Origin of the sequence: Leucobacter komagatae (assembly GCF_000834055.1) — a bacterium.
Lineage (GTDB): Bacteria > Actinomycetota > Actinomycetes > Actinomycetales > Microbacteriaceae > Leucobacter > Leucobacter komagatae_A.
Map to the genome: position 1 here is coordinate 1 of NZ_JXSQ01000004.1, position 17,313 is coordinate 17,313.

General features: G+C 65.9%; 15 protein-coding genes and 1 tRNA gene. 2 read left to right on the top strand and 14 right to left on the bottom strand.

Annotated elements, in window-relative coordinates; genetic code table 11:
• The first annotated feature begins 272 nt into the window (after positions 1 to 272).
• Positions 273 to 1,601: a tRNA guanosine(34) transglycosylase Tgt gene (gene tgt / locus SD72_RS04220; RefSeq protein ID WP_084766770.1), complete on the top strand. Its 1,329-nt coding sequence runs from the start codon at positions 273 to 275 to the stop codon at positions 1,599 to 1,601.
• 268 nt (positions 1,602 to 1,869) lie between these two features.
• On the opposite strand, the gene SD72_RS04225 is transcribed toward tgt, so the two are convergent.
• The 5 genes from SD72_RS04225 to SD72_RS04245 all read right to left on the bottom strand — a co-directional run bounded on the left by SD72_RS04225 (position 1,870) and on the right by SD72_RS04245 (position 7,768).
• Positions 1,870 to 2,571, bottom strand: coding sequence for a queuosine precursor transporter (locus SD72_RS04225; RefSeq protein WP_232299640.1), 702 nt, complete (start codon positions 2,569 to 2,571; stop codon positions 1,870 to 1,872).
• 82 nt (positions 2,572 to 2,653) lie between these two features.
• Positions 2,654 to 3,658 (bottom strand): NAD(P)/FAD-dependent oxidoreductase, encoded by a 1,005-nt coding sequence (locus SD72_RS04230; RefSeq protein ID WP_042543211.1) that lies wholly within the window; start codon positions 3,656 to 3,658, stop codon positions 2,654 to 2,656.
• 73 nt (positions 3,659 to 3,731) lie between these two features.
• Positions 3,732 to 5,255: a glutamate--tRNA ligase gene (gltX, locus tag SD72_RS04235; RefSeq protein WP_042543212.1), complete on the bottom strand. Its 1,524-nt coding sequence runs from the start codon at positions 5,253 to 5,255 to the stop codon at positions 3,732 to 3,734.
• 57 nt (positions 5,256 to 5,312) lie between these two features.
• Positions 5,313 to 6,617 (bottom strand): MFS transporter, encoded by a 1,305-nt coding sequence (locus SD72_RS04240; protein ID WP_232299641.1) that lies wholly within the window; start codon positions 6,615 to 6,617, stop codon positions 5,313 to 5,315.
• A gap of 161 nt (positions 6,618 to 6,778) precedes the next feature.
• On the bottom strand, positions 6,779 to 7,768 hold the full coding sequence (locus SD72_RS04245; protein WP_042543213.1) for a LysR family transcriptional regulator: 990 nt from the start codon (positions 7,766 to 7,768) through the stop codon (positions 6,779 to 6,781).
• 81 nt (positions 7,769 to 7,849) lie between these two features.
• Between SD72_RS04245 and SD72_RS04250 the strand changes: the two genes are divergently transcribed.
• Entirely contained in the window at positions 7,850 to 8,923 is a 1,074-nt protein-coding gene (locus tag SD72_RS04250) for an aminotransferase class V-fold PLP-dependent enzyme (protein ID WP_084766771.1), read from the top strand.
• Between the two features lie 33 nt (positions 8,924 to 8,956).
• Here SD72_RS04250 and rlmN read toward each other — a convergent pair whose 3' ends face one another.
• The 9 genes from rlmN to thrC form a co-directional block, all read right to left on the bottom strand.
• Positions 8,957 to 10,261, bottom strand: coding sequence for a 23S rRNA (adenine(2503)-C(2))-methyltransferase RlmN (gene rlmN / locus SD72_RS04255; RefSeq protein WP_042543215.1), 1,305 nt, complete (start codon positions 10,259 to 10,261; stop codon positions 8,957 to 8,959).
• Positions 10,262 to 10,339: 78 nt separating this feature from the next.
• A complete protein-coding gene (locus SD72_RS04260) occupies positions 10,340 to 11,128 on the bottom strand; it encodes a fumarylacetoacetate hydrolase family protein (RefSeq protein WP_042543216.1) in 789 nt (262 codons plus the stop codon).
• 12 nt (positions 11,129 to 11,140) lie between these two features.
• On the bottom strand, positions 11,141 to 12,244 hold the full coding sequence (locus SD72_RS04265) for a branched-chain amino acid aminotransferase (RefSeq protein WP_042543217.1): 1,104 nt from the start codon (positions 12,242 to 12,244) through the stop codon (positions 11,141 to 11,143).
• 39 nt (positions 12,245 to 12,283) lie between these two features.
• Positions 12,284 to 13,363 carry a 3-isopropylmalate dehydrogenase gene (locus SD72_RS04270; protein WP_042543218.1) on the bottom strand — a complete coding sequence of 360 codons (1,080 nt, stop codon included), beginning with the start codon at positions 13,361 to 13,363 and terminating at the stop codon, positions 12,284 to 12,286.
• Between the two features lie 107 nt (positions 13,364 to 13,470).
• The gene (locus tag SD72_RS04275; protein WP_042543219.1) at positions 13,471 to 13,809 is read right to left on the bottom strand and encodes a hypothetical protein; all 339 of its coding nucleotides are present in this window, start codon (positions 13,807 to 13,809) and stop codon (positions 13,471 to 13,473) included.
• Between the two features lie 84 nt (positions 13,810 to 13,893).
• A tRNA-Glu gene (locus SD72_RS04280) sits at positions 13,894 to 13,966 on the bottom strand.
• A 125-nt stretch (positions 13,967 to 14,091) separates the two neighbouring features.
• On the bottom strand, positions 14,092 to 14,502 hold the full coding sequence (locus SD72_RS04285) for a phage holin family protein (protein ID WP_042543220.1): 411 nt from the start codon (positions 14,500 to 14,502) through the stop codon (positions 14,092 to 14,094).
• A 33-nt stretch (positions 14,503 to 14,535) separates the two neighbouring features.
• Positions 14,536 to 15,675 (bottom strand): AI-2E family transporter, encoded by a 1,140-nt coding sequence (locus SD72_RS04290; RefSeq protein ID WP_042543221.1) that lies wholly within the window; start codon positions 15,673 to 15,675, stop codon positions 14,536 to 14,538.
• 110 nt (positions 15,676 to 15,785) lie between these two features.
• Positions 15,786 to 17,213 carry a threonine synthase gene (gene thrC / locus SD72_RS04295; protein WP_042543222.1) on the bottom strand — a complete coding sequence of 476 codons (1,428 nt, stop codon included), beginning with the start codon at positions 17,211 to 17,213 and terminating at the stop codon, positions 15,786 to 15,788.
• Between the last annotated feature and the right edge of the window lie 100 nt (positions 17,214 to 17,313).

Genomic DNA, 17,313 nt, shown 5'->3' on the forward strand with positions numbered 1-17,313 from the left:
TCCGTTTGAACCGAACCGCTCTGCGGCCCGGCTGCGTTGCGCTGACAAGGGAATACATTACGGGGATCCACCCCCGACCGCAAGCTGCGCGCCGCATTCGGGCGTGTCTCCGCATGTTTCCGCCGTTTATGTGCCAGACCCATCATGTTCACTCCCCGGCCACCGGGCAGCTACCCGGGTGAAACAGCCCCAAAACGGCCCTGTTTCGCACCGAACACGGTGGAGCCCGCGCGTGTTGCCCGCTCGCAGGTCGCGGCTCCTACACTTATGGAGTGACTGAGACCCAAGCGACCCATGGTTCCCCCTCCCCCGCAGACTTTAGCTTCGATGTAGAGCATCGCCTCGAAACGGGAGGTGCGCGCGGAACAGACGGCCGCATGCTCGGCCGCGCAGGGACAATCCATACTCCCCACGGAGATATCCAGACTCCAGCCTTCATTCCTGTGGGCACAAAGGCGACCGTCAAGTCGATCCTCCCTGAGACGGTCTCGCAGTTCGGCGGCCAAGCCGTGCTCGCTAACGCGTACCACCTCTTCCTGCAGCCAGGAAGCGACATCGTCGACGAGGCAGGTGGCTTCGGAAAGTTCATGAACTGGCACGGCCCGACCTTCACCGACTCGGGTGGGTTCCAGGTGATGTCGCTCGGTGTCGGCTTCAAGAAGGTCATCTCAATGCGTGAGGGCGCGCACGAGCAGGCCGAGGTCATCGCAAAGAACAAGGAGCGGCTTGCCCACGTTGATGAGGACGGCGTCACCTTCAAGTCCTTCATCAACGGCGACAAGCATCGCTTCACCCCTGAGATCTCCATGCAGATCCAGCACCAGCTCGGCGCCGACATCATCTTCGCCTTCGATGAGTGCACCACTCTGTTGAACACCCGCGCCTACCAAGAGGACTCGGTCGCTCGTACCGAGCGCTGGGCGGTTCGCTGCCTGGACGAGCACGCCCGCCAAACCGCGGAGCGGCAGCACCGCCCGTACCAGGCACTCTTCGGAGTCGTTCAGGGTGCGCAGTATGAGGATCTTCGGCGACAGGCGGCCGGCGGCCTTGAGCGCCTGCGCGGAGCGGAGGCCACTGAGCAGGAGTTCGACGGCTACGGGATCGGCGGCGCACTCGAGAAGAGCGAACTCGGCACCATTGTTGGCTGGGTAAGCGAGGAGCTCCCCGAGCACAAGCCGCGGCACCTCCTCGGCATCTCCGAACCAGACGACCTCTTCGCCGCGATCGCCGCGGGCGCAGACACGTTTGACTGTGTCGCACCCTCCCGCCAGGCGCGCGGCGGCACCATGTACTCGAGCTCCGGCCGCATCAACGCGAAGGCCGCGACCCAGCGTCGCCGATTCGAGCCGCTCGACCCCGAGTGCGACTGCTACACCTGCGAGAACTACACGGCCGCCTACCTCCACCACCTCTTCAAGGCGAAGGAGATGCTGGGCTCGACGCTCGCCACGATCCACAATGAGCGCTTTATTGTGCGCCTCGTCGAGCGAATCCGCGAGTCGATCATCAACGACACGTTCGCTGAGCTCCGCGACGAAGTGCTCACACGCCAGTACGGCGCCGAGTTCGCGCGCGACGCCGCTGCGAAAGTAGCGAGCTAAAACGAAAGGGGCCGGCCGCGCGATGTTCGTCGCGCGGCCGGCCCTTCGTACGTCGGTAATCTGCAGAAACTCTCTCGTATTGCCCGAGAAATCCCATCGCTTCTGCAGATCCCTGAGTTAACGCCGCGAACGCGGAGGAACGCGGAGGGAACCAGGGCGAACCCGAGCGAACGTGGCAAGCCCGAGCGAACGCCGCGAACGCAGGGAACACGTGAGCCCAAGAGCGGGAGCGAGCAAGCGCGAAGCGCGGCGCTCCGATGGCGTCTAGTTACGCCGCGCGCTCCTCGGCTGCACGAGCCCACCGAATTGCGCGGGTTGTGAGCGGCAGCAGTACGACCTCGGCGAGCACCTTCACCACGTAGCCAAGGACGACGTACATCACGAAGTCGATGCCGGTAATGATGCCAGCGAATGCGATGGTGCAGAACAGCAGCGTGTCGATGAGCTGCCCCACGACCGTCGACCCGATCAGCCTGGCGCGCAGGAAGCGACCGTCGGTCTTGCGGCGCATCCGGTCAAGCACCCACGCATTCGCGAGCTGGCCGGCGAGGAAGGCGACGAGACTTGCGGCGACGATCCGGGGCACGAACCCGAGGACCGCTGCGAACGCCTCCTGATTCTCCCACCCAGCTGCTGGCGGCGAGATCTGCACCGCGAGGATCGTCAGCGATGCGATAAGCGCCAGCGCGAATGCGGTGAGGATCGCCCGCCGCGATGCCTTCAGCCCGTAGACCTCGGCGAGCACGTCGCCAAGAATGTACGCGAGCGGGAAGAGGAACACTCCCCCGTCGAATACGAGTGGCAACGAAACGTCGCCGATGGGGATCGCACCGAACGCGATCGGCTTGACCGCAACCACATTCGAGATCAGCAGGATCCCGACGAACGCGGCCGAGATCAGGGCGTAGCGGGACCCAGCCAGCGCCGAGCGCTCACCGGGAACCATGGGGGCGCGTTGTTGCTCAGACACAACTCTCCTTGAGAATGACGACGCGCTGCCCCACGTCTGATTTGAAACGTCTCTGCTCACCGAGGGGTGAGCATCGTCTAGCCTACTCGTCGACCTGACCCACGCCGAGCGCGCCGCGGATCATGTCCATGTTGAGTTTTGCGGCGACGCTCGCGCCGTTGCCGGCCGCGATGATGAGTTGCTGGGGGCCTGGAGGTACGGTGTCTCCCGCGGCGTAGACACCGCGAATTGAGGTTTCGCCACGATCGTCGACCTTCACGAGGCCCCAATCATCGCGCTCGATCTCGAGGTCCCCGAAGTAGCCGACCGAGGCGTGCCAGCGCGGACGAACGAAGCCGCCGACGCGCGTGATGACTTCGCCGTCCGCAAGCCGAACGCCCGTCATGTCTGCCTTCTCGCCAACAATGTCATCGATCTCCCTGCGCTCGACGCGGACGCCGATCGAAGAGAGTTGGGCTTCCTGCTCTGGGCGGATCGTGTCCGCGCCGTTCGTGAAGACCACGAGGTCGGAGCTGAAGCGCGAGATGAGGAGCGCCCTGGCGAAGAGATCGCTCGTCTCCCCGATGAGCGCAAGGGGTTTGTCCGTCTTTTCAAAGCCGTCGCACTCGACGCACGAGTGCAGCGCCGTACCGTAGTAGGCCCTGATCATGGGGAACGGCGGAAGGTCTTCGGTCAATCCCGCCGCGATAAGCACGCGGCGGGCGACGATGTCGACGTCGCCGCTGCCGCGCAGCCCGGTGCCGATCACCCGGAATCCGATGCCGTCCGGGAAGCCCGCCGCGATGGCCTCGTCGCGCGTCAGCGGCAGGATCTCACGCGTCATTGCCTGCGCGAACCGCGCAGTCGGGTACGTTTCAAACTCCTCGCGACCGAGCTTGCGCAGCTCGAGCGGCGGCACGCCGTCACGCGTGAGGAAGCCGTGGGAGCGCAGCGTCGCCGAGTGCCGGGGGCGGTTTGAGTCGAGGATCACGATGCGCCGATTTGCTCGCACGAGCTGCAGCCCGGCCGAGAGCCCAGCGGGGCCTCCCCCGATGATGGCGACCCCGTATGGGGCGTCGGGGTTAGCAGCAACTGTCTCGATCACCATTCGCCCTCACTCCTTCACTCCGTGAACCCGTTGTTCTGTTGGGGGTCGCCGCGCTGCGGCGACCCCCTTCCCGCTACTCTCCCGAAAGTTCGGCAGCGAGCCGGCGCAGGCGCGCCAGTGTCTCTTCGCGGCCCAGCAGTTCGAACGACTCGAACAGTGGCGGCGAAACCTTCCGCCCCGACGCTGCGACGCGGAGCGCGCCGAACGCGACGCGTGGCTTCAGCCCGAGCCCCTCGATGAGCGCGCCCTGCAGCGCCTCCTGGATCGGCTCGGTCTTCCAGCTGCCCTCTGGCAGCGCTTCGAGCGCAGCAATGCTCGCGCGGAGCGCCTCAGGCGCGTCGTCCTTCAACGACTTCAACGCATCCTCTTCGTAGACGAGGGCGGTCGAGTTCGTGAAGAGGAAGCCGAGCATTGGCACGACCTCGGACAGGACGGTAACGCGGCTCTGCACGAGCGGCACCGCAGCGCGCACGGTCGCGAGCTGCTGCTCGCTTGCCTCGATCGGCAGCGCACCGCCTGCGATCAGGTACGGCAGGATGCGCGCGTAGAAGTCGTCTTCGCTGAGCAGGCGAATGTGGTCGGCGTTGATCGCGTCGGCCTTCTTCTGATCGAAGCGCGCGGGGTTCGGGTTCACGTCGGTGACGTCGAACGCGGCAATCATTTCTTCGCTGGTGAACACGTCGCGATCGGCAGAGATTGACCAGCCGAGCAGCGAGAGGTAGTTGAGTAGCCCCTCGGGGATGAACCCGCGCTCGCGGTGGTGCAGGAGGTTTGACTCCGGGTCACGCTTCGACAGCTTCTTGTTGCCCTCACCGAGCACGTACGGCAGGTGACCGAACTGCGGGATCGCGGGCTCGATGCCCAGCTCAACGAGCGCGCGGTGCAGCGCGACCTGACGCGGCGTCGACGAGAGAAGGTCCTCGCCGCGCAGCACGTGGGTGATGCCCATGAGCGCGTCGTCGACCGGGTTCGTGAGCGTGTACAGCGGTGCGCCGTTGGGGCGGACGACGACGAAGTCGATCGTCGATCCTGCTGGGAAGCTGATCGGGCCGCGCACGAGATCATCAAAGCTGAGATCCATGTCGGGGATCCGGAAGCGCAGCGCAGGCTCGCGGCCTTCTGCGCGGAACGCAGCCCGCTGCTCCTCGGTGAGGTCGCGGTCGAAGTTGTCGTAGCCGAGCTGCTTCGCTCGCCCGTTTGCCTCGTTGCGCGCGTCGATCTCCTCGGCGGTGGAGAAGCTCTCGTAGAGGAAACCGGCGTCCTTCAGGCGCTGCGCGATGTCGCGGTAGATGTCGCCGCGCTCGGACTGCCGGTACGGGCCGTGGGGGCCGCCAACGTCGATACCCTCATCCCAGGTCAGGCCGAGCCAACGGAGGGAGTCAAGGATCTGGCCGTAGCTCTCCTCGTTGTCTCGCGCGGCATCAGTGTCCTCGATACGGAAAACGAACGTGCCGCCGGTGTGCCGGGCGTATGCCCAGTTGAACAGGGCCGTGCGCACCATGCCGACGTGCGGCGTGCCCGTCGGCGAGGGGCAGAAGCGGACGCGAACGTCGCTGCCGGTGGCGGTGGAAAACTGGGGTTCGACGGTAGTAGACATCCCCGCCAGTTTAGCCGCTTCCGGCAGTCACCTGCCGCTGCAGCGCCGGACGTGTTCTTAGTGCGCTCTGGCGACGCGCAGCTTCGGGTACATCGAGGCAATAGCTCCGAGCGCAAGTACGGCCAGTGCGACGAGCGCGAGGATCGAAAAGTCACTCATCGCGAACACGATCCCCGCGAGCACACCGGCTGCGGCGCCGGAGGCGCTCATGAGTGTGTCCGCGCGGCCCTGCCACTTCGGCCGCTCAGCGAGTGAGGTGAGGTCCGTGAGCAACGCCGCACCCGCCACGGTCACCGCGCTCCAGCCGACACCGACGAGCGTCATTGCGACCTGCACGTAGAGGCTCTGCTCGCCCGCGAGATACGCAAAGTAGATCGCAACGAGAAGGATCACCCAGCCCCCGATGATCACCCGAAGACGACCAATTCTTCCGGCGAGAATCCCGAAGATTGGAGACAGCGCGTACATGCCCGCGATGTGCAGACTCAGCGTGAATCCGACGAGAGCGTCGCTTCCGCCGTGGTGCTTGAGGTGGAGCGGCGTCATCGCCATGAGCCCGACCATGATCGCCTGAGCGGTGCCAATGATCACGATCGTGAGCACCTTCGCGCGGCGCGAGGCCGACGCTTCCTCGGTCGTCTCACGCGCGTCGGCCGGCCGCGCCGCGACCGCGGCTGCCTGCAGTTCACGCGCGGTGAGCAGCGGGTCTGGCCGCAAGCCGAAGTAATTGACGAGCACCGCTGCGAGCTGCGCGAAGAATGTAAAGACGAAAACACCAGCGAGCGGCGGCACCCCAAGCCAGCCCCCGACCACAGACCCGGGCACCATGAGGTTCGGGCCGACGACGGCGCCGACGGTGATCGACCAGACGACGAGCGAGAGGTCGCGCGCGCGGTTCTGCGGAAGGGCGAGGTCGGTCGCCGCGAAACGGGACAGCAGTTGCACGGCAGCGGCGACGCCAAGTATCCCGATCCCGAGCGCGAGCACCCACCACTGCCAGATCGCGGCGCCAAAGATCGCGACGAGCGCGCCAAGCATCGCAACGGAGCTGCCCAGCACGACCGCGGTTCTACGCCCCTTGCGGGCAGCGATCCGCGCGAGCGGGATCCCCGCGGCGGCCGCGCCTGCGTTGGACATGGCTGCGGCGAGGCCAGAGATTGCGTCTTGCCCACTCACTTCCGCGAGCAGGAGCGCCCCGACCGACGCCGAAGCGCCGAAGCCAAGGCCCCCGAGAATCGTTGCACTGGACAGCACGAGCAGCGTGCGCCGTTGGAGCTTGCCGCCCAGTTCGCGTGGCAGCGGCTGCCGCTTCGCTCCCCCGCCATTACTCGGCTCGGGCCGCACGGCAGCGCTCTGTGTCACAGTGGATACTCCCTCTGGGTGTCGGTCTCTTCGCGGGTGGCCTGCGGCCGCGGCCGCCAAGCACACCAGCGGGTCAGCGAGCAGGTGGCTCAGCGGGCAGGCAGTTCAGCGAGCATGCGGCTCAGTGGCCGAGCCGCTCAGCGGCACAGCGGCACTGCCACTCAGCGGCTCGAGAACTCAAGGCCCGCAGGTTCGAGGCCCCAGGTGGCGCCGTCGATGCCGGCGAGCAGCCGCTTTGCGAGGCGCACCTGTGGGCTCTCGTTGGCTGTCGCCATCGAAATCAGCCCAATCGTGCGGTGGCGCTGCTGGTCGAGCAGGACCACGGCTGCCCCATCGGGAAGCGTTCGCGCTGCCGCGAGTCCGAGCCCCGGAACCATGGCGACCGCTCCGCCTGCTGCGGCCATCGCTAGCATCGCCGGCACGTTGTCGGTCTCCTGGATGATCTCGGGATCGAACCCGGAGTCGTGCGCTGCGGCAAGCAAATGACCGCGGCACTTTTCGCACCCGGCGATCCAGTGTTCCGCTGCGAAGTCGCCGAGCTTTGCCGGCGAGCCTGCCTCCCCGAGTTCCCTGATCTCGGCGGCCCTGCGCTCCGAAACGACCAGGTGCACCTCTTCGCGCCAGAGCGGGAAGAACGCCGACCCTGCGGGGAGCTCGGCTGCGCCCTCGTAATCGAAGATCAGCGCGCAGTCGACCTCACCGTCGCGCAGCATCTCGGTTGCCTCGGGCGGCTCGGCCTCGCGGTACTGGAGCGCAACCTCCGGCGCCTCGATCGCGAGCATGCGCATAATCGCCGGGACGATTGTTGCCGATGCGGATGGGAAGCCGACGAGCCGCAACGTGCCAGCGCGTTCGCCACGGAGATCGTCGATCGCGGCGAGAGCTGCGTCGATCTCGCTCACGACGGTTCGCCCGTGGTCGGCGAGGATATTGCCGGCGGTTGTCAGCCGGATGCCGCGGCCGGATCGCTCAATGAGCGGGACCGCGAGTCTGGTCTCGACGCGCTTGATGCGCTGGCTCACGGCGGGCTGGCTGAGGCCGAGGGTAGCTGCGGTTGCGGTCAGCGATCCAGTGACCGAGAGCGTATGCAAAATGCGCAGCTCGGTGGAGTCGATGGAGCCGAGGGGGTCGACAGGTCTCGTAGCATTCACACGACCACTATAACCCTGGAGGAACTCTTTCATAAGAATCATTCCCTATTCTTATGTCTGAGCCACGCGTAGCCTGTCAATATGAGCACGAACATGCCCCACGTCGACACCGCCGCCGACTTCGCAAGCCACTTCCCTGAGACACGTGGCTATCTCTCAGCGTGCACGGGCGGGCTCCCGACGAAAGCCACGCTCGACGCCAGCCGCGCGTTTTACGAGGAGTGGTCGGCAGGCAAGCTCAATGCGCACGCGATCACGGCTTCGGCCGAGCGCACCCGCGAACTCTACGCCACCCTCGCAGGCGTCGCCCCTGAGCGCGTAGCCCTCGGCTCACAGGTCTCCCAGCTCGTCTCCATCGTCGCCACGTCGGTCCCCGATGGCGCAGAGGTGCTCTGCCCCGAAGGTGATTTCGCATCACTCACGCACCCGTTTGAGCAGCTTGCTGCCCGCGGCGTCACCGTGCGCTACGCCCCAGCTTCCGAGCTCGCGGCTGCGGTGCGGCCCGAAACCGCGCTCGTCGCCTTCTCGCTCGTGCAGTCGGCGACGGGAGAGGTCGCAGACCACGAGGCAATCGTTGCCGCCGCGGCCAGCGTCGGCGCCAGCACCTGCGTCGACCTGACGCAGTCGCTCGGGTGGCTGCCCGTTGGCGCCGCAACATTCGATTACACCGTGTGCCATGCCTACAAGTGGCTCTGTGCACCGCGAGGCACCGCGTTCCTCACCGTGCGTGAGGGCCTCGATGAGGCGCTCACCCCCATCGCCGCCGGATGGTGCTCTGCGGACGACGTTTGGAGCTCATGCTACGCAGGGCATACGCCGCTCTCCGCAAGCGCTGGCCGCTTCGACCTGTCGCCGCTCTGGCCACTCGTCGCTGGCACGGAGGCAGCACTCGCGTTCTTCGTGTCACTCGACCCAGCGGAGGTCCACGACCATGCGGTGGGGCTCGCGAACGCCGCACGCAAGGTGCTGGGGCTTCCCGAGAGCAATTCGGCGATCGTCACCTGGCCCGACGCTGACGGCACCGCGCTCGCTGCGATGCAAGCCGCGGGCATCGTGGCATCGGGTCGCGCAGGCAACGCCCGTGTCTCGTTCCACGTGTGGAACACCGCGGACGACGTTGCACTGCTCGCAACAGCGCTCGGCGCAGCTGGCTAGCGGGCCGGCTGCACCGAGCGGATTCGCCCTCCACTAGGAGGTGGCGAAAGCCTCTGCGTCTGCCCGATCCTGCTCGGTAGCGACGAGCTGCCCGCAGGCGCCATCGATTTCCTTGCCGCGGGTGTCGCGAAGTGTCGTCACCACGCCGGCAGCGTTGAGCCGATCGACGAACTCGCGCGTGACCTCCTTTGTTGAGGAAGTCCAGATGGAGCCGGGGGTCGGGTTCAGCGGAATCGGGTTGACGTGCACCCAGCCGCGACCGCGCTCGTTAAGTCGATCCGCGAGCAAATCTGCGCGCCAGCCGTGATCGTTCATGTCCTTGATGAGCGCGTACTCGATGGAGACGCGGCGCCCGGTCTTCTCGTAATACGCGTATGCCGCGTCGAGCACCTCGTCGACCTTCCAGCGGCTGTTCACCGGGATGAGCTCGTCGCGCAGCTGATCGTCTGGCGCGTGCAGCGAGAGCGCGAACGTGACGGGGATGTCCTCGTCGGCGAGCTTGCGGATCGCCGGGGCCAGACCAACCGTGGAGACCGTGATGCCGCGGGCGCTCATGCCGAGGCCCTCGGGCGACGGCGCAACCATGCGCCGCACGGCGTTCATCACGCGCTTGTAGTTCGCGAGCGGCTCCCCCATGCCCATGAACACAATGTTGTTCACGCGCTCTGGTTCAGCCCCGTTGCCTGCGCGACGCTTGTGGCCGAGCCCGCCCTCAGCGATGAAGCGGTTCGCCTGAACGATCTGGTCGAGGATTTCAGCGGTCGACATGTTTCGTGTCAGACCGGCCTGCCCGGTCGCGCAGAACGGGCAGTTCATGCCGCAGCCGCACTGGCTCGACACGCACAGCGTGATCCGGCCTGGGTAGCGCATCAGCACGGACTCGACGAGAGCACCGTCGAACAGGCGCCACAGGAACTTCACGGTGTTACCGTCATCGGTGACGAGCTTCTTCACCTCGCTCAGCAGCGGCGGGAAGAATGCCTCCGCGAGCTCCTCGCGGCGATCCTTCGGGAGATCCGTCATTTCCTCAGGAGAGGTGGTGCGGTGCTCAAAATAGTGCACGGAGAGCTGCTTCGCGCGGAACTTCGGAAGACCCATCTCGACGATCTTCGCTTCGCGCTCGGCGAGCGTCAGGTCAGCGAGGTGCGTCGCAGGCTGCTTGACGCGCGGTGACGCGAATTGCAGCGTGGGGCGGCCGTCTGCGTTCGTGAGCTGCTCCCAGCCCTCGGCCTTCGGGCGCACCTGTGGGCGCGCGGCAAGGCCGCCCTTGTTCGGGCGGGTCTTGATGAACTTTGGTTCATCGTCGGCCTGGGTGTGGTTGAGCTTATTCGGATCCATCGTGTTCCTATTGTCTCACCTCCCGCGGCCTACCGCTCCCAGGTGCGAGCTCGCCGCCCGCACCCGGAAGCCGCCACGCTACGCGACGGTGTTGCGGAGGATCCCGATCCCCTCGACCTCGACCTCGACGACGTCGCCGGCTTCGAGCGGCCCCACACCTGCAGGTGTGCCGGTGAGGATCACGTCACCGGGGAGTAGTGTGAACGCCTGCGAGGCGTGCGCGACGATGCGTGCGAGCGAGAAAATGAGCTGCGCTGTGCTGCCGTCCTGCCTGGTTTCTCCGTTGACCCTGGTCGTGACCCTGGCGTCGGCGAGGTCGGGATCCGTCTCGATCACGGGCCCGAGCGGGCAGAATGTGTCGAATCCCTTGCCACGCGTCCACTGGCCGTCTTTGACCTGGATGTCGCGCGCCGAAACATCGTTCGCGCAGGTGAAACCGAAGACGTACTCGAGCGCGCGCTCCTCAGGAACATCCTTCGCAATCGCGCCAATCACCATGGCAAGTTCGCCCTCGTGCTCAACCCGATCGGAGATCTTCGGGCGCACAATGGTGCCGCCCGGCCCAATCACCGACGTGTTTGGCTTGAGGAACAACAGCGGCTCTACTGGCGCGTCGCCACCGGTCACGCCCTTCATCTCTTCGATGTGGTCCGCGTAGTTCTTCCCGACGCACACAATCTTCGAGCGTGGGATCACCGGGGCGAGCAGCCGCACGTCGGCGAAACGGAATCGCTTCCCCGTCGTGTCGAAGCCGGCGACGATGGGATCGCCCATGAGCTCGACGAGCTCAACGCCCTTCCCGTCCTCTGCCTGGTCGAGGATCCCGAATGAGATCTCACCTTCCGCCTCAAAGCGAGCGATTTTCACTAGATGTTCTCCTTAGACAGCCGCGCCGACGGCCGGGATCTCGGTGAGCCAGCCGTGGCGGTCTTCGTGGGTTCCGTACTGGATGCCGGTGAGCTCTTCACGCAGGGACAGCGTCAGCTCTCCGGGCGCGCGGTCACCGAAGTCGATCGTGAAGTCTGGCGACTTCAGCTGACCGATGGGGGTGATGACCGCAGCCGTGCCACAGGCGAACGCTTCCGTGATGGAGCCGTTCGCGACGCCCTCGCGCCACTCCGTTACCGTCACGGCGCGTTCCTCAACGGCGTAGCCGCGGTCCTTCGCCAGCTGGATGAGGCTCTTGCGCGTGATCCCTGGAAGGATGTTGCCGTTGAGCGCTGGCGTGACAAGTGTCTTGTCATCGCGCACGAGGAACAGGTTCATGCCCCCCAGCTCGTCGATCGTGTCGGGCGAGTTCGCGTCGGTGAACAGCACCTGCTGGCAGCCGTTCTCAGCGGCCAGGTTCTGCGGAAGCAGCGACGCGGCGTAGTTGCCGCCGCACTTTGCCGCCCCCGTACCGCCGTGTCCGGCGCGCGAGAAGTCCTGCGAAAGCCAGATCGAGACGGGCTTGATGCCACCGGTGAAGTACGGACCGGACGGGCTTGCGATGACGAGGAATCGGGCGCGCTGCGCTGCGCGGACACCGAGGAAGCTCTCGTCTGCGATCATGAACGGCCGCACGTAGAGCGACTGGTCAGCGCCGCTCGGCACCCACGCTGCGTCAACGGCGACGAGGCGCTTGACCGCCTCAACGAACAGCTCAACGGGCAGCTCCGGGAGCGCGAGCCGTGCGGCCGAGTCGTTGAGCCTGCTGGCATTCTCCTCGGGCCGGAAGGTGACGATCGAGCCGTCAGCGCGACGGTACGCTTTCAAGCCCTCGAAGATCTCCTGGCCGTAGTGCAGCACCGAGGAGGCGGGATCCATGGGGATCGGCCCGTACGGCATGACCTGCGCGTCGTGCCAGCCAGCGTCGCGGGTCCAGGCGATGGACACCATGTGGTCTGTGAAGTGATCGCCGAAACCGGGGTTGTCGAGGATCGCCTCGCGGTCTTTCGCGGGGAGACGCTCGGCCTCGGTGTGAGCGAAGGTGAGGTCAGTCATGACACGCCTTTCGTAGAAGGGAAAACTGTTGTGTGGTGGTTACGCGCCGAGCAGCGGTGTGCCGCTCGCGGGGATCTCAGCGATGATCGCGTCCCCAATCTCACCGGTGGAGCGGCGGGCCGCGCCGTTCGCTGCACGATCCGCGCGCACTGCTGCACGCAGCCGGTCGCCCTCGGCAGCGAGCCCCAAATGGTCGAGCATGAGCCCGGCAGAGAGGATCGCCGCGGTCGGATCGGCCAGCTGCTGCCCCGCAATGTCGGGAGCGGAGCCGTGCACCGGTTCGAACATGCTCGGAAAGGACCCGTCTGGGTTGATGTTGCCTGACGCCGCGAGTCCGATGCCGCCGCCGATAGCGCCGGCAAGATCGGTGAGAATGTCGCCGAAGAGGTTATCTGTGACGATCACGTCGAACTGTGCTGGGTTTTGCACCATGTGGATCGTTGCCGCATCGACGTGCATATAGTCTACGGCGATCTCGGGGTACTCCGCGTGCACTGCCTCGACGACACGCTGCCACGTCGCACCGGCGTGCACGAGCACGTTGGTCTTGTGCACCCAGGTGAGCTTCTGACGCGGACGAGCCTTGGCGGTCTCGAACGCGTAGCGCACGACCCGCTCAACACCGAACGCGGTGTTCACCGAGACCTCGGTCGCGACCTCGGCCGGCGTTCCCGGGCGGAGCCGGCCACCGTTGCCAACGTAGGGACCCTCGGTGCCCTCACGCACCACAACAAAGTCAACGGTTCCGGGGTTCGCGAGTGTCGAGTCCACGCCGGGGAAGAGCACGCACGGGCGCACATTCGCGTAGTGCTCGAAGTCGAATCGAAGCTTGAGGAGCAGGCCGCGCTCGATGTTTGCGGAGCGCAGCCGCGGATCGCCTGGAACGCCGCCGACCGCGCCGAAGAGGATTGCGTCGTGGCTCGCGATCGCCGCCTGCTCGCTTTCTGGCAGGGTCTCCCCCGTCGCGAGGAAACGCTCTGCACCGAGTTTGAATTCGGTGCGTTCGAGTGCAACATCGCTCCCGGCGAGCACCGCATCGATGACGCGGTTCGCCTGCTCGATCACCTCCGGGCCAATGCCGTCGCCTGGAATCACTGCAAGCTTGATCGTGCGGGTCACTACGTGCTCCTCGTTGTGCGTGGAAATGATGGTTCAAGCATAGCCGTGGGGACTCTCTCGGGGCGCCGCGCCACAGCGGGTGGGCAACGAGCGGAGTCGGCTGGGCGCTAGATGCTGATGAGTGCGCTGGCGATCGCGAAGTTCAGCCACACGGCAACGACGCCGATGGCTGGGACGCCCCAGCCATCCTCTCCGCGTGCAAGACTGACGCCGCCCCAGATGGCGCAGACCACGCCGATCGCGGCAGTCCCGATGGTGCCAACACCAAGGATGAGCGCCAATACCCACTGGGGGCGGGTGGAGTCGATTGCCCCGTAGCCGAGAAACAGTCCGAAGAAGCACGCGAGGACCGTCGCGACGATGAGCGCCGCGAGCGCGACGATGTATGCGGTGATCCGCACCCATGTGCGATTGGGTGCAGGATCGGTGGCAGTGTCTTCCGGCATGCGTGAAAGCCTAGTGGCCGGAGGCGCCTGATTTGCTTCGTGAAATGCAGAAAGCCTCACCCGAAGGTGAGGCTTTCTATCCGGTGACCCTAGCGGGATTCGAACCCGCGTTACCGCCGTGAGAGGGCGGCGTACTAGGCCGCTATACGATAGGGCCGGACGCGTTGTCTTTGCCTTGGGCCTGAAGCTCTCGGCGACAACTCATATATATTCCCACATCCCCAGGCGCTCCACAAATCGAGGCCCTAAAACCGGTGCGCCCGCGCGTGTTGCCCGTTCTGGCTAGGCCTTGGCGCGCGCGATGGTCCGCGCGGTCTCACGCTTCTTCAACCAGCGTTCGGCGAAGAGGGCCATGAACAACCAGCCACCGAGGGCCGTGACGACCCAGACAATCAGCGGGGCGAGCAACCACGACTGTGCTCCATGAATCTCGATGCCACCGTTGAACAGCGAGGCGATCCAGAGCGACAGGAGTGTCGCCACGAGGCCAACTCCGCCCGCAAGCGGGGCGGCATAGCGGCGCGCGATACTCAGCACAAACGGGCCGAGGACCGCCTGCGCGAGCGTAAAGACGCCGAGGGCGATGAGGAAGCCGCCGAGGTGCAGTGAGACGCCTGGGAGCGCGAAGTGGATGATCACGAGCGCTATGGCGGCGAGCACCACCTGGGAGATGAGCTGAAACAGGAATCGCATGGGCGACCTTTCCGTTGGTGCTGCGTAGCCGGCTTACACCCGTTCCCGTTCGCGTTGACGGAACGGCTTCGCTGGCAGGTTGGGGCCGTCCCAGACCTGAATGATGCCCCAGGCGACCGCCGCGATCGGGACCGCGAGGATCGCGCCGAGCACGCCGCTGAGCACGGTGCCGATGGTCAGTGCGAGCAGGATGACGAGTGAGTGCAGTTTGAGCGCCCTGCCCATGAGCACGGGCTGCAGGAAGTTGCCCTCGAGCTGGTTCACGAGCACGACCACGCCGACCACGAGCACCGCGCTGAGCGGCCCGTTCGCGACGAGCGCGACGAGCGCAGCGAGGATGCCGGCGACCGTCGCACCGACGATGGGGATGAACGCGAGGATAAACACGAGCGCCGCGAGCGGGAGCGCGAGCGGGACGCCAAGGATGAATAGGCCGATGCCGATGCCGATCGCGTCGACGGCGGCGACGGCGGCCGTGCCGCGCACGTAGGAGCCGAGCGTCGAGACCGTCTTGTCGCCTGCCCGCTTCGCGCGGGCGAGGGACTCACCGCGGAACGGGCGGAGGAGGAAGCGCCAGATCTGCGGCCCGTCCTTCAAGAAGAAGAAGAGCACAACGATGAGCAGCACGAGCCCGGTGACAAAGCTGGTAATCGCGCCGACGCCCGCGAGCGCGCCCGAGCCAAACTGCGAGCTGGTCACGAAGTCTACGACCGTGTCCTGCCACTCAGAGATCTGCTCTGAGCTCGGAGCGAACGGGAGCGTCTGCACCCACTCGACGACCTGCGTGAAGCCGTCCTGGGCCTGCGCCGAGAGTTCATCCCACTCGTCGCGCACGGCCCAGACGATGAGCCAGCCGACACCGGTGAGGATGAGGAGTATCCCGAGCAGCACGATGACGGTGGCGAGAGCCGAGGGCACCCTGTGGTTGCGCAGCCAGCGCATGACCGGCCAGAACGTGCTCGCGAGGATGAGTGCGAGGAGGATCGGGATGAAGACGGTACTCAGGGTGCGCAGCCCGAATACGACGCCAGCCGTGAGTACGAGCACGATGATGATCTGCAGCGACCGGGTAGCGACCATGCCGAACCCGTCGCCCCACGCACCGCGTGCCCGGCTGCGGGCCTCGCCCGATTCCGGCGAAGTGTGCTCATCAGCGGAGTCGTCTACCGACACGCGGATGCCGCTCCGTCTTTCCAGCTCAACTATGCGTCGAGTTAGTACCTGCTCTGTGCGGCGTCCGAACACTATTGACCCCTCCTAGCTGTGGACCATGTGCCTGGAGTCTACGCCCGGAGCGCCCGCGCCGCGACGAATTCCCGAAGCTCGGTCTCGTTATTTGCCATCTCCGTGACGTGCTGAGGCAGGTCGAGCAGCCCAGCGAGCTCAGCCGACAGCTCGGGCCGCTCCCCCGTTGCCTCGACAACAATGTCTGGGAACTTCTCCGGCTTCGCGGTCTCAAGCACGATCATCGGCACGCCAGGCTCGAGGTGCTCGCGCGCAACCTTCACGCCGTCAGCGGTGTGCGGATCGATCGTCACGCCGCTCTCCTCGCGCACCGAACGGATCGTCGCGACACGGTCGGCGTGCGTGCTCGTCCCGCTGAGGATGCCGAACTCACCCGTGAACCGGGGCAGCTCGGCGCTGAGGTCCAGCTTCCCTGTCTCGTCGAGCTCGCGCCAGGCGGCGTTGAGCCGCTCAGCGTCGCGGCCGAGGAGATCGAAGATGAACCGTTCAAGATTCGACGCCTTCGAGATATCCATCGAGGGGCTTGAGGTCGCGTGCGTGTCTGCCGAGCTCCGCGGCGCGTACACGCCGGTGCGGAAGAAGTCGTCGAGCACATTGTTCTCGTTCGCGGCGAGCACGAGGCGGCGAATCGGCGCACCCATCTCGCGAGCAAAATGCCCGGCGAGGATGTTGCCAAAGTTGCCGGACGGAACGGTGATCGACACCTTGAAGGTCTCGCGCTCCGCCGGCGTCAACGCGTCGCTCGCGCGCAACCACGCCCAGAAGTAGTAGACGACCTGCGCCGAGATGCGACCGAGGTTGATGGAGTTCACCGCACCAATGGTGTTGTTGCGCTTGAACTCGAGATCGCCGGCGATGCTCTTCACGAGGTTCTGGCAGTCGTCGAAGACGCCCTCGACCGCGATGTTGTGGATGTTCGCGTCGTCTAGCGAGTACATCTGCGCACGCTGGAAGTCGCTCATGCGGCCCTGGGGCGACAGCATGAACACGGAGACGCCCTCCTTGCCGCGCAGCGCGTACTCGGCGGCGGAGCCGGTGTCGCCCGAGGTCGCCCCGAGGATGTTCAGTGTGCGCCCGGTCTTGCGAAGCACGTACTCGAGCGACTGCCCGAGGAACTGCATCGCCATATCTTTGAACGCGAGCGTCGGCCCCTCGGACAGGCCGAGGAGGCTGATCGACTCGCTGATGGGAGTGAGGGGCACGATCCCGGGAGAGAAGCTCTCTTCACGGTAAGCGCGCTCACACATTGCCGAAAGCTCTGGCCCCGGAATGTCAGTTGCGAAGAAGCTGAGGATCTCGGTCGCGAGCTCGGCGTAGCTCAGTGAGCGCCACGTCTCGATTCGCTCGAGCGTGATCTCAGGCATGGTTTCGGGGACCGCAAGGCCACCGTCTGTCGCAAGCCCTTCGAGCAGTGTCGCGCTGAAGGGTGCGGGGGCCATCCCGCCGCGGGTCGAGATGTATTCCACCAAAGCTCCTTACCGTTGCAGCTTCCCAGTCTAGTGAACCGGCGTATCCGTCGGCGCACACCCGCGCGGATCGGCGCGGTTTCTCAGCTTCCCGCTGCCG

Excerpts from the sequence above, each read along its gene's own strand:
- SD72_RS04230 (WP_042543211.1), bottom strand. The coding sequence starts at position 3,658 with ATGGTGATCGAGACAGTTGCTGCTAACCCCGACGCCCCATACGGGGTC.
- gltX (WP_042543212.1), bottom strand. The coding sequence starts at position 5,255 with ATGTCTACTACCGTCGAACCCCAGTTTTCCACCGCCACCGGCAGCGAC.
- SD72_RS04250 (WP_084766771.1), top strand. The coding sequence starts at position 7,850 with ATGAGCACGAACATGCCCCACGTCGACACCGCCGCCGACTTCGCAAGC.
- rlmN (WP_042543215.1), bottom strand. The coding sequence starts at position 10,261 with ATGGATCCGAATAAGCTCAACCACACCCAGGCCGACGATGAACCAAAG.
- SD72_RS04265 (WP_042543217.1), bottom strand. The coding sequence starts at position 12,244 with ATGACTGACCTCACCTTCGCTCACACCGAGGCCGAGCGTCTCCCCGCG.
- SD72_RS04275 (WP_042543219.1), bottom strand. The coding sequence starts at position 13,809 with ATGCCGGAAGACACTGCCACCGATCCTGCACCCAATCGCACATGGGTG.
- SD72_RS04285 (WP_042543220.1), bottom strand. The coding sequence starts at position 14,502 with ATGCGATTCCTGTTTCAGCTCATCTCCCAGGTGGTGCTCGCCGCCATA.